At 72.8% G+C, this 16103-nt stretch carries 15 protein-coding genes; 3 read left to right on the top strand and 12 right to left on the bottom strand.

Features of this window, described 5'->3' with window-relative positions:
* The first annotated feature begins 73 nt into the window (after positions 1-73).
* Entirely contained in the window at positions 74-763 is a 690-nt protein-coding gene (locus tag AC067A_RS04265; protein WP_478614266.1) for an MBL fold metallo-hydrolase, read from the top strand.
* A 145-nt stretch (positions 764-908) separates the two neighbouring features.
* Here the strand turns inward: AC067A_RS04265 and AC067A_RS04260 are convergent, their stop codons facing one another.
* Positions 909-1943 carry an NUDIX hydrolase gene (locus AC067A_RS04260; RefSeq protein ID WP_478614263.1) on the bottom strand — a complete coding sequence of 345 codons (1035 nt, stop codon included), beginning with the start codon at positions 1941-1943 and terminating at the stop codon, positions 909-911.
* Between the two features lie 251 nt (positions 1944-2194).
* A complete protein-coding gene (locus AC067A_RS04255) occupies positions 2195-3178 on the bottom strand; it encodes an ROK family protein (RefSeq protein WP_478614260.1) in 984 nt (327 codons plus the stop codon).
* Positions 3179-3376: 198 nt separating this feature from the next.
* Between AC067A_RS04255 and AC067A_RS04250 the strand changes: the two genes are divergently transcribed.
* Positions 3377-4357, top strand: a complete 981-nt coding sequence (locus tag AC067A_RS04250) for a LacI family DNA-binding transcriptional regulator (protein ID WP_478614604.1) — start codon at positions 3377-3379, stop codon at positions 4355-4357.
* A gap of 56 nt (positions 4358-4413) precedes the next feature.
* On the opposite strand, the gene AC067A_RS04245 is transcribed toward AC067A_RS04250, so the two are convergent.
* The 6 genes from AC067A_RS04245 to AC067A_RS04220 all read right to left on the bottom strand — a co-directional run bounded on the left by AC067A_RS04245 (position 4414) and on the right by AC067A_RS04220 (position 11059).
* A complete protein-coding gene (locus AC067A_RS04245; RefSeq protein WP_478614257.1) occupies positions 4414-6327 on the bottom strand; it encodes a serine/threonine-protein kinase in 1914 nt (637 codons plus the stop codon).
* Positions 6328-6428: 101 nt separating this feature from the next.
* Positions 6429-7718 (bottom strand): DUF6986 family protein, encoded by a 1290-nt coding sequence (locus AC067A_RS04240; RefSeq protein WP_478614254.1) that lies wholly within the window; start codon positions 7716-7718, stop codon positions 6429-6431.
* A 155-nt stretch (positions 7719-7873) separates the two neighbouring features.
* On the bottom strand, positions 7874-8836 hold the full coding sequence (locus AC067A_RS04235) for an electron transfer flavoprotein subunit alpha/FixB family protein (RefSeq protein ID WP_478614251.1): 963 nt from the start codon (positions 8834-8836) through the stop codon (positions 7874-7876).
* A gap of 57 nt (positions 8837-8893) precedes the next feature.
* Complete coding sequence (locus AC067A_RS04230) at positions 8894-9679, bottom strand: electron transfer flavoprotein subunit beta/FixA family protein (RefSeq protein ID WP_478614248.1); 786 nt, start codon at positions 9677-9679, stop codon at positions 8894-8896.
* 194 nt (positions 9680-9873) lie between these two features.
* Positions 9874-10398, bottom strand: coding sequence for a flavin reductase family protein (locus AC067A_RS04225; protein WP_478614245.1), 525 nt, complete (start codon positions 10396-10398; stop codon positions 9874-9876).
* A gap of 349 nt (positions 10399-10747) precedes the next feature.
* Positions 10748-11059 (bottom strand): TlpA family protein disulfide reductase, encoded by a 312-nt coding sequence (locus tag AC067A_RS04220; protein WP_478614242.1) that lies wholly within the window; start codon positions 11057-11059, stop codon positions 10748-10750.
* A gap of 222 nt (positions 11060-11281) precedes the next feature.
* Here AC067A_RS04220 and AC067A_RS04215 point away from each other — a divergent pair, with 222 nt between their 5' ends.
* Positions 11282-12007: a lysophospholipid acyltransferase family protein gene (locus AC067A_RS04215; protein ID WP_478614239.1), complete on the top strand. Its 726-nt coding sequence runs from the start codon at positions 11282-11284 to the stop codon at positions 12005-12007.
* 12 nt (positions 12008-12019) lie between these two features.
* On the opposite strand, the gene AC067A_RS04210 is transcribed toward AC067A_RS04215, so the two are convergent.
* The 4 genes from AC067A_RS04210 to AC067A_RS04195 all read right to left on the bottom strand — a co-directional run bounded on the left by AC067A_RS04210 (position 12020) and on the right by AC067A_RS04195 (position 15976).
* Positions 12020-12619 (bottom strand): transglutaminase-like domain-containing protein, encoded by a 600-nt coding sequence (locus tag AC067A_RS04210; RefSeq protein WP_478614236.1) that lies wholly within the window; start codon positions 12617-12619, stop codon positions 12020-12022.
* 77 nt (positions 12620-12696) lie between these two features.
* Positions 12697-13776: a threonine aldolase family protein gene (locus AC067A_RS04205; RefSeq protein WP_478614603.1), complete on the bottom strand. Its 1080-nt coding sequence runs from the start codon at positions 13774-13776 to the stop codon at positions 12697-12699.
* The gene (locus AC067A_RS04200; protein ID WP_478614234.1) at positions 13773-14534 is read right to left on the bottom strand and encodes an SDR family NAD(P)-dependent oxidoreductase; all 762 of its coding nucleotides are present in this window, start codon (positions 14532-14534) and stop codon (positions 13773-13775) included. Before AC067A_RS04200 ends, AC067A_RS04205 begins: the two co-directional genes overlap by 4 nt.
* Positions 14535-14569: 35 nt before the next feature.
* Positions 14570-15976, bottom strand: coding sequence for a DUF6421 family protein (locus AC067A_RS04195; protein WP_478614231.1), 1407 nt, complete (start codon positions 15974-15976; stop codon positions 14570-14572).
* Positions 15977-16103: the final 127 nt, after the last annotated feature.

Genomic DNA, 16103 nt, shown 5'->3' with positions numbered 1-16103 from the left:
TTCAGCGCTCGGCGAAGCTCGCCGAGAGCGTAGAAGCGTACGGCGGACCCGCGCGGATGCGTAGGTTCGCCGTATGACGTCCATCGAGCTGACCCAGATCACCCCGCGGCTGCACCTCCTCGACTTCTCCATCGGCCAGGCCTACCTGTGGCGGGACGGGGAGGAACTGACCCTGGTCGACGCCGGCTGGGTCGGCTCGGCGCCGGCGATCGCGGAGGCGATACGGAAGGCGGGTCTCGATCCGGCCGGGCTGCGCCGGATCGTGCTGACGCACTGCCACCGCGACCACGTGGGCGCGGCGGGCGAGCTGGCGGAGCGGTACGGCGCCGAGGTCCTCGCGCACCGGCTCGACGCGCCGGTCGTCCGGGGCGAGGCGCCGGTGCCCGAGCCCGACCTTCTGGAGTGGGAGGTCCCGCTGTTCGCGCACGGTCTGACCGTGCCGGAGGCGCCGCCGACCCGGGTGGACCGGGAGGTCGAGGACGGCGAGGAGCTCGGCTTCGGTGACGGCGCGGTGGTCGTCCACACCCCCGGCCACACCCCCGGATCGATCGCCGTCCATCTGCCGCGCCACGGCGTGCTGTTCACCGGGGACACGGTGGCGACGGTGCAGGGGGTGACCTTCGGCGTCTTCCACGTCGACCGCGCGCTCGCGAGGGACTCGATGCGGACACTGGCGAAGCTCCGCCCGTCGGTGCTCTGCTGCGGACACGGTGCCCCGGTGGTCTCCGACACGGCGGACCTGCTGGCCGGCGCGGTCGCCTAGGGGATGTCCTGGCGAGCCCGGCATGATCGGCAAGACACCCCCAGGGCCGGCCTTCCGGATCGTGCCGGGTGGACGGGACCGGTCCGGACGTCGTGCCCCGGGCGGGGCGTCACCCATGGGTACCCCGGCGCCCCCGGGCGCGGCGTCACCCCACCGGTACCCCGGCCTCCAGGTTGAGGACGGTGCCGCGTTCGCGGGCGCGGAGGGCCCAGCGGAGGCGGCGGAAGCGGACGGGGGGCAGGAGTTCGGCGGCCTCCTCCTCGGTGACGAAGCGCCAGTCGCGGAGTTCGGCGCCGGGGAGGTGGAGGCGCGTGGTGTCGTCGCCGCGGAGGGTGCCGCCGTCGAAGAGGAGCCGCAGTCCGCCGTAGCCGGGCGGCTGAGCGCGTTCCCAGTCGACGAGCAGCAGGCGGGGTACGGCGTCGAGTTCGAGGCCGATCTCCTCGGCGACCTCGCGCATCCCGGCCCGGGCGGGCGGTTCGCCGGGTTCGACGACGCCGCCGGGGAACTCCCAGCCGGGCTTGTAGGTGGGGTCGACGAGCAGGAAGCGGTCCTGTTCGTCGAACAGCAGGACGCCGGCCGCGAGGGTCTCGCCGGTCGGCTCGGGGGTCTGGACGATGCCGCAGGGGGCGGCCCGGCCGGCCGTGACCGCGTCGGCGACGGTCCGGGCGGCCTCGGTCACGGTGAGCGTCGAGGTGTCGACGGTGTACGCGTCGGCGGCGAGCCAGTCGAGGGCGGCGCGGTAGGGCGGGAGGTGCGCGTGGCACCAGTCCCGGACGCGGGCGTCGATCTCGGGGTCGCCGTATTCCGCCCGGTTGTCGATCCGTTGCCGCAGGATCGTTTCCTCCGGTGCGAGCAGGACGTGGCGCACCTCGATCCGACGGGCCGCGAGGCCGCCGAAGATCTCGTCCCGGTACTCCTGCCGGAGCAGCGTCATCGGGACGACCAGCACGCCGCCGACCTCGGCGAGCAGCGCGGCGGCGGTGTCGACGACCAGGCGGCGCCAGATCGGCAGGTCCTGGTAGTCCTCGACCTCGGCGAGCCGTCTGGCCGGCAGGAGGCGGCGCAGTCCCCCACCGGTGACCTCGGGGTCGTACAGGGTGCTGTGCGGGATCAGATCGACCAGTTCGCGCGCGGTGCTGGACTTCCCCGCGCCGAACGTCCCGTTGATCCAGACGATCACGATTCCCCCTCATCGGTAGCCCACTGTGGCTTGCCCTCAACACCCTGCCACGGAAACCACGAACACATGTCCGGGCGAGAGGGTGCCCGATCGGACGCCTCCGGGGCGTACGGGGTGGGTGTCGGGACGCCGGGGGTGGGTGTCGGGACGCCGGGGGTGGGTGTCGGGACCACGGGCGTGAGTGTCAGGACGACGGACGTGGAGGTCGGGACGACGGACGTGGCGCGTCCTGCGGAGCGGCGGGGCCCGCCTCAGGAACCGCCCCCGGTGCCGGAGGCGGGCCCCGCTCCGCCGTCACGCGCGCGCGTGGCGGCCGCCGCGGCGCCGAGGAGGCCGGCGTCGGTGCCGGTGAGGGCGGGCACGACGGTGAGGTCGCGGACGAAGGAGAGCGTGGCGTAGGCGCCGAGGCTGCGCCGGAGCGGGGCGAAGAGCACGTCGCCGGCGCCCGCGACGCCGCCGCCGACGACCGCGATGTCGATCTCCACGAGGGCGGCGGTGGCGGCGATGCCCGCCGCGAGCGCCTGGGCCGCGCGCTCGAACGAGGCGAGGGCGATCGGGTCCCCGGCGTGGGCCGCCGCGGCCACCGCGGCGGCCGACACGTCGCCGTCGGGCCCCGGCCGCCAGCCGTTCTCCAGGGCTCGGCGGGCGAGGTGGGGGCCGCTGGCGATGCGTTCGACGCAGCCGCGCGCGCCGCAGGCGCAGGCGTCGCCGTCCAGGTCCACGACGACGTGGCCGATGTGGCCGGCGTTGCCGGTGGGACCGGGGTGGACCCGCCCGCCGAGGACGAGACCGCCGCCGACCCCCGTGGAGACCACGAGGCACAGGGCGTTGTCGTGACCCCTGGCCGCCCCGACCCAGTGTTCGGCCGCCGTCATGGCGACGCCGTCGCCGACGAGGGTGACGGCCCGTCCGCCCGCGGCCTGCCGGACGCGTTCGACGAGCGGGTAGTCGCGCCAGCCGGGCACGTTCACCGGGCTCACGGTCCCCCGCGCGGCGTCGACGGGACCGGCGCTCCCGATGCCGACCGCCCCGGCGGCCTCCCACAGCGGCGAGGCGGCGAGGGCGGCGAGCACCTCCTCGACCGCGCGCATCACGGTCTCACCGGACTCACGCGCGGGCGTGGGCCGCTGGGCCCGGTGGAGGACCCGCCCCTCCCCGTCGACCAGGGCCCCGGCGATCTTGGTGCCCCCGATGTCGAGCGCGGCGACGAGACCCACGGTGAAGTCGGTGTGCATGGACGAGGATTCTCCAGTCGGCGGCCGGGTGCGAGGAGTCGTTCCACCCAGTCTCTCTTGCCATGACAACGTTGTCCAGGCCCTATGCTCGACCTGAGACCAGCAGCCGTCCCGCCCGGAACAGACACGACGGAGGAACCGCGCACCGTGGCCGACACCGCCCGCCGCCCCGAGAACCGCTACGGCAACCGGCCCACGATGAAGGACGTCGCCGCCAGGGCGGGCGTCGGCCTCAAGACGGTGTCCCGGGTCGTCAACGGCGAACCGGGGGTCACCCCCGACACCGAGCGCCGGGTGCGGGAGGCCATCGAGATACTCGGCTTCCGCCGCAACGACAGCGCGCGGGTCCTGCGCAAGGGCCGGACCGCGACCGTCGGACTGGTCCTGGAGGACCTCGCCGACCCCTTCTACGGGCCGCTCAGCCGCGCGGTCGAGGAGGTCGCGCGGGCGCACGGGGCGCTCCTCATCAACGGTTCGAGCGCCGAGGACCCGGAGCGCGAGCAGGAGTTGGCGCTCGCGCTGTGCGCGCGCCGGGTCGACGGGCTCATCGTCATCCCCTCCGGGGACGATCACCGCTACCTGGAACCGGAGATCAGGGCGGGCGTCGCCACGGTCTTCGTCGACCGGCCGGCCGGCCGCATCGACGCCGACGCCGTCCTCTCCGACAGCTTCGGCGGGGCGCGGGACGGCGTGGCCCACCTGATCGCCCACGGCCACCGCCGGATCGGCTTCATCGGCGACCGGCCCCGCATCCACACCTCGGCCGAACGCCTGCGCGGCTACCGCGCGGCGATGGAGGACGCGGGCCTGCCGGTCAGGGACGAGTGGGTCTCGCTCGGCTCCACCGACCCGGGGCGGGTGAACGCGGCGGTACGCGAGCTGCTGACCGCGCCCGAGCCGGTGACGGCCCTGTTCGCCGGCAACAACCGGGTCACCGTCACCGTGGTCCGCGCCCTCGCCGGCCACCCCCGCCCGGTCGCCCTCGTCGGCTTCGACGACATCGAACTGGCCGACCTGCTCGGCGTGACCGTCGTCGCGCAGGACGCGGCCGCGCTCGGCCGTACGGCGGCGGAACGGCTCTTCCGCCGCCTCGACGGCGCCGACGAGGCCCCCGAGCGCGTCGTCCTCGGCACCACCCTCCTCGCCCGCGGCTCGGGCGAGACGCCGCCGGCCGCCTGAGATTCCCGACGGCCCGGGCGCCTTTCGCCCTTCCCCCGGCGGGCGCGCGGGCCCGCTCAGCAGATGCGGAGGCCCGCCACGGCGCCGCCGCCCGCTCCTCCCGAGAGGTGGAGGACGCTGAGGTACACGTTGGTGTTGCCGCTGTCGTCGTCGGTGCGGGCGAACCAGCGGCTGGTGTGGCCGCCGTACGACTCCGTGCGGTCGAGGTCCACCTGACAGAAGAAGGTGTGCGGGCCGGCGCCGACCGTGCCCATCTCGCCGCCGTCATAGCGGGTGGTCGTGGCACTCCGTACGACCTGGCAGGTGGCCGAGGAGCCGGACGCGGCGCAGCCCGTGGCGGCGGGCGGCGGGGCCTCGGTGGTGGGTGCGGTGGTGGCGCCGCCGCCCTGGTCGCCGGTCACGTTCGTGCCGCCCGTCGGAGCGGGTCCGCCGCCGGGAACGCCCGGCGGCGTCGTACCGCCCCCGGACGGGGCTCGCGTCCCGGATCCGCCTGCCGCGGCGTCGCCGGACGGCGCTCCCTGGTCGGAGCCGCCGGCACCTCCCGCGTCCGCGCCGGGCACCGGGCCGGAGGCCGGCGGATCCCCCGGGCCCGTCCCCGCGGACGGCGAGGCGGTGCCGCTCGGCCGCCCCGACGGCGGCGCGCTGCGGCCCCCGGGGTCCAGCACGCGCCCGGAGTCGCCACCGGCCGCCGCGCCCTGCCCCCCGTCCCCCGGGGCGTCCCCGGCCGCCCGGGCCCCGGGGTCGCCGTCCATGAGGGCGTACGTGATCCCCCCGCCGGCCAGCAGGACGGCGGCCACGGAGGCCGCGACCAAGGCGCTGCCCCGCCGCGACTTCGCCCCCGCCCGCCGCCCGGCCCGCCGCCCCGCGCCCGGAGCGTCGGCAGACGCGGCCCCGGGAACGGACACCGGCCCGGGCACCGGAATCGCCGGGCCGAAACCTGCTCCGGCTCCGGCTCCGGCTCCGGGGAACGACTCGGCGGGGCCCGCGCCCGGGAACGGCTCCACCGGGCCCGTGTACGGATCGCCGAAGCCGACCACCGGCGCGGCCGCCGCTGCCGGAGTCACCGACTGCGGAGTCACCGGCTCCGTACCCGCCGGTCCCGGACCCGCCGTTACGGGTTCCCTCCCCTCGGGTGCCGAGTCGGCGACCGCGCTCAGGAGGCGCGCCGCCTCGCGGGCCGTCGGGCGGGAGGCGGGGTCCTTGTCGAGGAGGCGGAGCAGGACGGGGGCGAGGGGGCCGGAGCGGCGGGGTTCGGGGAGGGGTTCGGTGACGATGGCCGCGAGGGTCGACCAGGTCGACGTACGGCGGAAGGGCGAGGCGCCCTCGACCACCGCGTAGAGGGTGGCGCCGACGGCCCAGACGTCGGAGGCGGGACCCGGGTCCTGCCCTCGGGCCCGCTCCGGGGCGAGGAAGTCGAGGGACCCGACGATCTCGCCGCTGCGGGTGAGGTGGGTCGCGGAGCCGTCGCCCGGGTCCTCCATCGTCGCGATGCCGAAGTCGGTGAGGACGATCCGCCCGGAGCGGTCGAGCAGGATGTTGCCGGGCTTCACGTCGCGGTGGAGCACGCCGACGTCGTGTGCGGCGGCCAGCGCCTCCAGGACGCCGGCGCCGATCCGGGCTGCCTCGGCGGCGTCGAGGGTGCCGCGCTCGCCGAGGACGTCGTCGAGGGAGGGCCCGTCGACGAGTTCCATGACGATGACCGGCCGGCCCTCGTGTTCGGTGACGTCGTGGACGGCGACCACGCCGGGGTGCCGGACCCGGGCGGCGGCCCGGGCCTCACGGGTCATCCGCAGCTGGAGGTCGGCCAGTTCGGGCGGGGCCGCGTCCGTGTACGTACGGAGTTCCTTGACGGCCACCTCACGGCCGAGGACCTCGTCGACGGCCCTCCAGACGACTCCCATGCCTCCGCGCCCCAGTTGGCGCACGATTCTGTAGCGGCCGGCGAGCCGCCCGTTCTCCCCCGATGACACCGCTGCCCCGTTCCCCTGTCGAGCATCTGCGCGTATGCGCGTGAACTCGTACAGGGTACGGGGCAGTTGGCCGGATCGTGCCTGTTAGCTGATCTTCGTGCCTACTCGGCGGACGCGGTGAGGTCGCCGCGGCGCGGGGCGGCGAACCGGTCGAGGGCGGCGCGGCTCATGCCGGTGAGGGCGTCGACCTCGGCGGTGTCGAGGGCGCCGCAGTCGATGCCGCGCAGCAGGTAGGAGCTGAGGGCCTTGGCGGTGGCGGGCTCGTCCATGACGTCGCCGCCCGCGTGGTTGGCGTAGGCGGAGAGGCGCTTGGCGGCGGCCTGGAAGCCCTCGCGGTAGAAGGCGAAGACGGCGGCGTAGCGGGTGGGGATGTGGCCGGGGTGCATGTCCCAGCCCTGGTAGTACGCGCGGGCCAGGGCGCGGCGGGTGAGGCCGTAGTGCAGGCGCCAGGCCTCGTGGACGTGCTCGGTGGAGCCGACCGGGAGGACGTTGGTGGAGCCGTCGGAGACGCGGACGCCGGTGCCGGCGGCGGCGACCTGCATGATCGCCTTGGCGTGGTCGGCGGCCGGGTGGTCGCTCGCCTGGTAGGCGGCGGAGACGCCGAGGCAGGCGCTGTAGTCGAAGGTGCCGTAGTGCAGGCCGGTGGCGCGGCCCTCGGCGGCGCCGATCATGCGGGCGACGGCGGCGGTGCCGTCGGTGGCCAGGATGGACTGGCTGGTCTCGATCTGGATCTCGAAGCCCAGTCGTCCGGCGTCGAGGCCGTGGGTCTTCTCGAAGGCCTCCAGGAGGCGGACGAAGGCGGTGACCTGCTCGGGGTAGGTCACCTTGGGGAGGGTGAGGACGAGGCCGTCGGGCAGGCCGCCGTGCTCCAGGAGGCCGGTGAGGAAGACGTCGGTGGTGCGGATGCCCCGGTCGCGTACGGCGGACTCCATGCACTTCATGCGGATGCCCATGTAGGGGGCGGCGGTGCCGTTCGCGTACGCCTCCGAGATCAGGCGGGCGGCGCGGGCGGCGTCCTGGTCCTCGTCCTGGCCGGCGTAGCCGTCCTCGAAGTCGACCCGGAGGTCCTCGACGGGCTCGCGCTCCAGCTTGGAGCGCACGCGGCCGTAGACGTCCTCGGCGAGGTCGTCGGTCAGGCCGAGCACGGCGGCGAAGGAGGCCGCGTCCGGGGCGTGCTCGTCGAGGGCGGCCAGGGCCTGGTCACCCCAGGAGCGGATGGTTCCGGCGTCGAAGACGTTGCCGGGGACGTAGACCGTGTGGACGGGCTGCCGGGTGCCGGGGTCTCCCGGGTAGCGCCGGTCCAGCTCGGCGTCCACCGCCGCGAGGGAGGCGCTGATGCCCTCGCTGACCGCGCCCGCGAGGCTCGTCGACACCTTCTCCTGCTGACCCATCCTGCACCCTCCTGTTTTCCGCTGCACGGAATCAACAATCCGTATAGCGAAGTTAATAGGCGGTCGGACCTGAGTCAATGGTTGTCCGAAACGGCCGGGGGCCGCACGGCGACAGATCGCCGTGCGGCCCCCGGGACCGACAGAACCGCAGGTCATCAGCCCTTGCGGGTCTTGACCTCTTCGGTGAGCTGCGGGACGACGTCGAAGAGGTCGCCGACGACGCCGTAGTCGACGAGGTCGAAGATCGGGGCCTCGGCGTCCTTGTTGATCGCGACGATGGTCTTCGAGGTCTGCATGCCCGCGCGGTGCTGGATCGCGCCGGAGATGCCGGAGGCGATGTACAGCTGCGGCGAGACCGACTTGCCGGTCTGGCCGACCTGGTTGGAGTGCGGGTACCAGCCGGCGTCGACCGCGGCGCGCGAGGCACCGACCGCCGCACCGAGCGAGTCGGCGAGCGCCTCGATGAGTCCGAAGTTCTCGGCACCGTTGACGCCACGGCCGCCGGAGACCACGATCGCGGCCTCGGTCAGCTCCGGGCGGCCGGTCGACTCGCGCGGGGTGCGCGAGGTGACCTTGGTGCCGGTGGCCTTGTCCGAGAAGGACACCGACAGCGCCTCGACGGTGCCGGCGGCCGGGGCGGCCTCGACGGGAGCCGAGTTCGGCTTGACCGTGATGACCGGGGTGCCCTTGGAGACACGGGACTTGGTGGTGAAGGAGGCGGCGAACGCCGACTGCGTGGCGACCGGGCCCTCGTCGCCGGCCTCCAGGTCCACGGCGTCGGTGATGACGCCGGAGCCGATGCGGACCGCCAGGCGGGCCGCGATCTCCTTGTTCTCGGCGGAGGACGGGACGAGCACGGCGGCCGGGGAGACGGCCTCGTACGCGGCCTGCAGGGCCTCCACCTTCGGGACGACGAGGTAGTCGGCGAACTCGGGGGCGTCGGCCGTCAGCACCCGGGTCGCGCCGTGCTCGGCGAGCGCGGCGGCGGTGTCGGCGGCGCCGTTGCCCAGCGCGACGGCGACCGGCTCGCCCAGACGGCGGGCCAGGGTCAGCAGCTCCAGGGTGGGCTTGCGGACGGCTCCGTCGACGTGGTCGACGTAGACGAGAATCTCAGCCATGGGACTTCAATCTCCTGCGAACGAAAAGGGGGGCGGTCGGAGCGGCTCGCGGGAGCCTTAGATGAACTTCTGGCTCGCGAGGAACTCGGCGAGCTGCTTGCCGCCCTCGCCCTCGTCCTTGACGATCGTGCCCGCGGTGCGCGCCGGACGCTCGGCGGCGGAGTCGACCGCGGTCCACGCGCCGGCCAGGCCGACCTCGTCCGCGTCGATGTCCAGGTCGTCCAGGTCCAGGGACTGAACCGGCTTCTTCTTGGCGGCCATGATGCCCTTGAAGGACGGGTAGCGCGCCTCGCCCGACTGGTCGGTCACCGACACGACGGCCGGGAGGGAGGCCTGGAGCTGCTCGGAGGCGGAGTCGCCGTCACGACGGCCCGTCACCACGCCGTCCTCGATCTTGACCTCGGAGAGCAGCGTGACCTGCGGGACGCCCAGACGCTCGGCCAGGATCGCCGGGAGGACACCCATGGTGCCGTCGGTGGAGGCCATGCCGGCGATGACGACGTCGTAGCCGGTCTTCTCGATCGCCTTGGCCAGCACGAGCGAGGTGCCCATGACGTCGGTGCCGTGCAGGTCGTCGTCCTCGACGTGGACGGCCTTGTCCGCGCCCATCGACAGCGCCTTGCGCAGCGCGTCCTTGGCGTCCTCCGGACCGACGGTGAGGACGGTGACCTCGGCGTCGTCCGCCTCTTCGGCGATCTGCAGGGCCTGCTCGACCGCGTACTCGTCGAGCTCCGACAGCAGGCCGTCGACGTCGTCGCGGTCGACGGTCAGGTCATCGGCGAAGTGCCGGTCGCCGGTGGCGTCGGGCACGTACTTCACACAGACAACGATCCTCAAGCTCACGCCGGCTCTCCTACTGCATCGTGATAACTGGGCTGCTGCTCGCAGCATAGGCGCCTGAAGGGCGGGTTTCCGGTCGGGGCGCCAGGCGCCCCCACCGAAATATTACTCGCCAGTACACCCAGTCCGTTACCAGTAAGCAAGCGCTCAGGCATGTGATCTGGCCAACGCGCGGAGAGGCGCGGCTACGGGAACTCTCAGTCGCGCAGCGCGTTGAAGCGCCCGTGGTGGTAGAGGAGCGGGCGACCCGCCCCGTCCGGGTCGCCCGCGACGGCCTGCGCGATCACGATCCGGTGGTCCCCGGCCGGCACCCGGGCGACGACGCGGCACACCAGCCAGGCGAGCACGCCGTCGAGAACCGGCACGCCCTCGGGGCCGATGCTCCAGCCTGTCCCCTCGCCGAACCGGTCGGCACCGCTCCGGGCGAAGGTGGAGGCCAGCTCCTGCTGGTGCTCGCCGAGTATGTGGACCCCGACGAACTCGGCCTCGGAGAGCACGGGCCAGCTGGACGAGGAGGTGCCCACACCGAAGGAGACGAGCGGGGGTTCGGCGGCGACGGAGTTGAGCGAGGTCGCGGTGAAACCCACGGGGCGCTCACCGTGCGCGGTGATCACCGCCACACCGGCGGCGTGTCTGCGGAAGACGGAGCGGAGCAGATCGGAAGAGGCCTGCCGGGGTGCGCCGATCGTGGGAACGGCGCGGAGCTCGGGCGAAACCGTCATGGAGTTGTCCTTCTGCGAGGGCGACATGAGGGGAGTCCTTGGGTGGTCAGACACCCGGACAGCGCGCGCTCGCGTTGCGGGCCAGGTCCACGTGGACGCGGCCGTAGAGAAGGAGTTCTATGGGCACCCCGTCAGGGTGACGATCGTTGCCGGGTGCAGTCAAGTGTGTACCGCAATATGGGAGAAGCGTCACCGCGCCGGATGGGGCATGGCGGCGGCCCGCCCGCAGCGCCCGGTCCCGTGGCGCGCGACACGCGCGCGACCCCTTGGCGGAGCGCGGTCACGGCGCGCGTGGTCGGGTTCGGCCCGGGCGGCCCGCCGCCGCGTCCCCTGCGGGTGTGGCGGCGCGTCAGACCGCCTGCCCCAGCGCGGCGATGACGTCCACCCGGCGGGGCCGGCCCGAGGCCCGGCGGACCACGCGGCCCGTCCCGTCGAGGACGAGCACGGTGGGGGTCCTGACGATGCCCAGCTCGCGCACGAGGTCGAGCCGCTCCTCGGCGTCGATCTCCACGTGGCCCACGCCGGGCACCATCGCGGCGACCTCGGCGAGCGTGCGGCGGGTGGCCCGGCAGGGCTGGCAGAAGGCGGTCGAGAACTGGACGAGCGTGGCCCGCTCCCCCAGTTCGGCGCCGAGCGCCTCCGGCCCCAGCATCTCGCCCATCGTCTCTTTCCTTCCGTCCCTGTCACCGGGTGCAGCGTCGCACGGCGGCGTTCGATTCCCGCCACGGCCACCGCGCGTGACGAGAATCTCCCGGTACGAAGCCGCCTGGACTGGTAACGGGGCCCTACATGGGGCACCATCTGCCCAAAGCCGAAAACCTACGGCCGCGTAACTTCGCCGGGAGAACCCGCTCCGGGCACACGAAGAAGAGGTTCCTCTCCGATGGCAGAACTCGTCTATCGTCCGGTCGTCGGCGCCGCACTGACCGTGTTCAAGGCGCTCGACCTGAAGATCGACACCCAGGGTTCGGAGCACATCCCCCGGACGGGAGGTGCCGTGCTCGTGAGCAACCACATCAGCTACCTGGACTTCATCTTCACCGGTCTCGCGGCCCTGCCGCAGAAGCGTCTGGTCCGCTTCATGGCGAAGGACTCGGTCTTCCGGCACAAGGTCTCGGGCCCGCTCATGCGCGGCATGAAGCACATCCCCGTCGACCGCTCGCAGGGCGAGCACGCCTACCAGCACGCCCTCGAGTCCCTCCGGGCCGGCGAGATCGTCGGCGTCTTCCCCGAGGCGACCATCTCCCAGTCGTTCACGCTCAAGGGCTTCAAGACGGGCGCGGCGCGCCTCGCCCAGGAAGCGGGCGTGCCGCTGGTCCCGATGGCGCTGTGGGGCACCCAGCGGCTGTGGACGAAGGGCCGTCCGCGGAACTTCAAGCGCAGCCACATCCCCGTGACGATCCGTGTCGGCGAGCCCGTCGAGGCCCCCGCCGACCAGTACGCGGGCGCCATCACGCGGCGGCTGCGCGAGCGCGTCCAGGAGCTGCTCGAAGCCGCCCAGCGCGCCTACCCGGTCCGCCCCAAGGACGCGAGCGACACCTGGTGGATCCCCGCCCACCTCGGCGGGACGGCTCCGACGCCGGAACAGGTCAAGGCCGCCGAGAAGTAGCCCCCGCGGAGGTCAGAGCGCCGTCGGGAGCGTCCGCCACAGGTGGGGGCGGTCCCGGGCGGCCTTGAGGGCGCCCAGGACGGCCGGGTGCGGTGCGGCGTGGAGTTCCGGGTAGTCCGCCTCGCCGAGCTCCGGCCGTACGGTCCAGGCGAGCCGCTCCTCCCCCAGCGAGAACCCGGCGTCGACGCCCGGCTTGTTGCCCCGAGGGTCCTGGCGGGCCCAGGCGGCCCTGCCCGGCAGCAGGACGGCGACGAGGCCGTGGACGGCCGGGTGCGTACCGTCGTCGTCGGCCAGCCGCTGGTAGCAGAGGGCGGCCGGGATGCCGCGGGCCCGCAGGAGCGCGGTGTACGCGATCGCCTTGGCGTAGCAGATCCCGGTGCGCTGCCCCAGGACGTCGGAGGCTCGCCAGGTGACGCGGAGGTCTCCGGAATCGGCGGAGTGCGGGATCGTGTCGCGCACGAACTCGAAGGCGGCTTCGGCGTATGCGTATGCGTCGGGGTGATCACCGGAGAGTCGCTCGGCCGTGCTCCGGACCAGCCGGTGCCCATGGTCGACGGCCTCGCTCGCGGCGAGGTAGGCGCGAATGTCCGGGTCCTGCTGGATGAGTTCCATACGGGACGACCTTATGAAGACGACCGGACGGAGTCAATGACTTTCCGCCCGGTCGTATATTCATGCATGAATCCCGGTTACCGGGCCATCTCTTCCTTCAGCGCCTGGAGGAAGGCGTCGACGTCGTCCTCCGTGGTGTCGAAGGCGCACATCCACCGGACGTCGCCGGCGGACTCGTCCCAGAAGTAGAAGCGGAACCGTTCCTGCAGTCGCCGGCTCACCTCGTGCGGGAGCCGGGCGAAGACGGCGTTGGCCTGCACCGGGTAGAGGATCTCCACCCCGTCGACCTCGCGGACCCCGGCGGCCAGACGCTGGGCCATCGCGTTGGCGTGGCGGGCGTTGCGCAGCCAGAGGTCCTTCGCGAGGAGCGCCTCCAACTGCACCGACACGAAGCGCATCTTCGAGGCGAGCTGCATCGACAGCTTGCGCAGGTGCTTCATGTGGCTGACCGCGTCCGGGTTGAGGACGACGACCGCCTCGCCGAAGAGCATGCCGTTCTTCGTGCCGCCGTACGAGATCACGTCCACGCCCACGGCGTTGGTGAACGCGCGCATCGGCACGTCGAGCGACGCGGCCGCGTTGGCGATCCGGGCGCCGTCGAGATGCACCTTCATGCCCTTGGAGTGGGCGTGCTCGACGATCGCGCGGATCTCCTCGACCGTGTAGACCGTGCCCAGCTCGGTGTTCTGGGTGATCGAGACGACCTGCGGCATCGCGCGGTGCTCGTCCTCCCAGCCCCAGGCCTGGCGGTCGATCAGCTCGGGGGTGAGCTTGCCGTCCGGGGTGGGCACGGTGAGCAGCTTGAGGCCGCCCATGCGCTCGGGCGCGCCGCCCTCGTCCACGTTGATGTGCGCGGACTCGGCGCAGATCACGGCGCCCCAGCGGTCGGTGAGCGCCTGGAGGGCCGTCACGTTCGCCCCGGTGCCGTTGAACACCGGGAAGGCCTCGGCGGTGGAGCCGAAGTGGCTGTGCATGATCCGCTGGAGGTGCTCGGTGTACTGGTCCTCGCCGTAGGCGACCTGGTGGCCGTCGTTGGCGAGGGCGAGGGCGGCGAGCACCTCGGGGTGGGCGCCGGCGTAGTTGTCGCTGGCGAAGCCCCGGACCGACGGGTCGTGGTGACGACGTGCGTCGGTCCTGGGGCCGAGGGCCGCTGTCACGGCTTGGGGGTCAGCCACAGACGCTGTCCATTCGCTTCCTGGGCGGGCCTGTCCCACAGGCCGGCGATCTCGTCGGCCAGATCCTTGACGTCGGTGAAGCCCGCGAACTTCGCGTTGGGGCGCTCGGCGCGCATCGCGTCGTGCACCAACGCCTTGATCACCAGGATCGCAGCCGCCGCCTGCGGGCCGTCGTCGCCCCCCAGTTTGCGGAACGAGTCCGCCATGGCGAGGGTCCAGGCCTCGGCGGCCGCCTTGCCGGCGTTGTACGCGGCGTTGTTGGCGAGCGGCTTGTGCGCGCCCACCTGGCTGATCAGGGCGTAGCGACCGCGGCCGCCGGCACGCAGCAGCCCGTCGTGGAAGGCCAGCGAGGTGTGCTGGACGGTGCGGATCAGGAGCTTCTCCAGGAAGTTCCAGTCGCCGAGGTCGGTCTCGGTGAAGGAGGCGCTGCCGCGCCAGCCGCCGACGAGGTGGACCAGGCCGTCGATCCGGCCGAACTCCTTCTCGGTCTTCGCCGCCCAGTCGCGGGTGGCGTCGAGGTCGAGGAGGTCGACGGTGTCGCCGATGACCTTGGCGCCGCCGTGGGCGTAGCGGGCGGCGTCGACGGCCTCCGCGAGGCGCGCCGGATCGGCGTCGGAGCCGACGACGGTGGCGCCCGCCTCGGCGAGGCGGATCAGCGTCGCGCGGCCCGCGGGGCCGGCCGCGCCGGCGACCGCGATGACGGCGCCGTCGAGCGGCCCGCCGTTTCCGTTGGCGTTCATGGGCGACGCCTCCTCCGTGTGCTCGGTGAGGTCGCTCACGCGGCGGCCCGCACGGTGCTCGGGACGTCGGCGGCGGTGATCCCCTTGGTGTCGGCGATCACGCCCTTCAGCTTCTTGGCGAGGGCCTCAAAGAACATGCTGAGCGGAAACTCGTCCGGAAGCACGTCGTCGACGAGCTTGCGCGGCGGAAGGGAGAGGTCCAGGGCGTCGGGACCCTTGGCCCACTTCGATCCCGGGTGCGGGGCGAGGTAGGCGGAGACGAACTCGTACGCCTTGAACCAGTGCACCAGCTTGGGGCGGTCGATGCCCTCGCGGTAGAGGGTCTCGATCTCGGAGCAGAGGCGGTTGGTGACCTCGGGGACGCGGTCCCAGTCCATGGTCAGGACGTTGTCCGTCCAGCGCACCACGTCGTTCTTGTGGAGGTACGCGAAGAGGAGCTGGCCGCCGAGACCGTCGTAGTTCCGGTTGCGGTCGCCGGTGAGCGGGAAGCGGAACATGCGGTCGAAGAGCACCGTGTACTGCACGTCGCGGCCGTGGGCGTTGCCCTCGGCCTCCAGCTTCACGGCCTCCCTGAAGGCGGTGAGGTCGCAGCGGAGCTCCTCGAGCCCGTACATCCAGAAGGGCTGGCGCTGCTTGATCATGAAGGGGTCGAAGGGCAGGTCGCCGCGGCTGTGGGCGCGGTCGTGGACCAGGTCCCACAGGGCGAAGGCCTGCTGGCAGCGCTGCTGGTCGCCGAGCATGACGGCGATGTCCTCGGGCAGCTTGACGCCGAGGGTGTCGACCGCGGCCTCGGTGACCTTGCGGAAGCGCGCGGCCTCGCGGTCGCAGAAGATGCCGCCCCAGGTGAAGCGCTCCGGGACCTCGCGGACGGCGACGGTCTCGGGGAAGAGGACGGCCGAGTTGGTGTCGTACCCGGCGGTGAAGTCCTCGAAGGTGATGCCGCAGAACCCGGGGTTGTCGTAGCGGGTGCGCTCCAGCTCGGAGAGCCACTCCGGCCAGACCATGCGGAGCACGACGGCCTCGAAGTTGCGGTCCGGGTTGCCGTTCTGCGTGTACATGGGGAAGAGCACCAGGTGCTGCAGCCCGTCGGCACGGCCGGCGGCCGGGTGGAACTCCATGAGGGAGTCCAGGAAGTCCGGCACGGTGAAGCCGCTCTCGACCCACTTGCGCAGGTCGGAGACGAGCGCGCGGTGGTAGGCGCCGTCGTGCGGGACCAGCGGGGAGAGCTGCTCGACCGCGGCGACCATGCGGTCGACGGTCAGCTCGACGAGGGAGCGGGCGGGCGCGCCCTCGGCCTCGAAGTCGACGGACCCGTCGGCGCTCTGCCAGACGCGGAACTCCTCCACGGCATTCTTGAGCTGGGTCCAGGCCGGGTGGTCGATCACCCGGGCGTCCGTGGCTATGCCCCCACCGGTCACGTCCTGCACAAGAATTTCCGTCATTCCTCTTCCTTCACAGGAGAACCTCGCGTTAAGACACCGTAACCATCGACGGTTCTTCTCCACAAGTAGAAGCAAGAGAAATTATCCTGTGCGACCCCCGGGGAGACCGAAGTTTTTCCTGTCCGCT

The sequence above is a fragment of the Streptomyces sp. NPDC043176 genome, assembly GCF_056436715.1.
Note: the sequence above shows the minus strand (reverse complement) of the source record. Positions and strands in the feature narration are given on the sequence as shown.

What these genes read in the sequence shown, in the direction of transcription:
- AC067A_RS04265 (WP_478614266.1), top strand. Translation starts at nt 74, where the DNA reads ATGACGTCCATCGAGCTGACCCAGATCACCCCGCGGCTGCACCTCCTC.
- AC067A_RS04255 (WP_478614260.1), bottom strand. Translation starts at nt 3,178, where the DNA reads ATGCACACCGACTTCACCGTGGGTCTCGTCGCCGCGCTCGACATCGGG.
- AC067A_RS04250 (WP_478614604.1), top strand. Translation starts at nt 3,377, where the DNA reads ATGAAGGACGTCGCCGCCAGGGCGGGCGTCGGCCTCAAGACGGTGTCC.
- AC067A_RS04240 (WP_478614254.1), bottom strand. Translation starts at nt 7,718, where the DNA reads ATGGGTCAGCAGGAGAAGGTGTCGACGAGCCTCGCGGGCGCGGTCAGC.
- AC067A_RS04235 (WP_478614251.1), bottom strand. Translation starts at nt 8,836, where the DNA reads ATGGCTGAGATTCTCGTCTACGTCGACCACGTCGACGGAGCCGTCCGC.
- AC067A_RS04225 (WP_478614245.1), bottom strand. Translation starts at nt 10,398, where the DNA reads ATGACGGTTTCGCCCGAGCTCCGCGCCGTTCCCACGATCGGCGCACCC.
- AC067A_RS04220 (WP_478614242.1), bottom strand. Translation starts at nt 11,059, where the DNA reads ATGGGCGAGATGCTGGGGCCGGAGGCGCTCGGCGCCGAACTGGGGGAG.
- AC067A_RS04215 (WP_478614239.1), top strand. Translation starts at nt 11,282, where the DNA reads ATGGCAGAACTCGTCTATCGTCCGGTCGTCGGCGCCGCACTGACCGTG.
- AC067A_RS04210 (WP_478614236.1), bottom strand. Translation starts at nt 12,619, where the DNA reads ATGGAACTCATCCAGCAGGACCCGGACATTCGCGCCTACCTCGCCGCG.
- AC067A_RS04200 (WP_478614234.1), bottom strand. Translation starts at nt 14,534, where the DNA reads ATGAACGCCAACGGAAACGGCGGGCCGCTCGACGGCGCCGTCATCGCG.
- AC067A_RS04195 (WP_478614231.1), bottom strand. Translation starts at nt 15,976, where the DNA reads ATGACGGAAATTCTTGTGCAGGACGTGACCGGTGGGGGCATAGCCACG.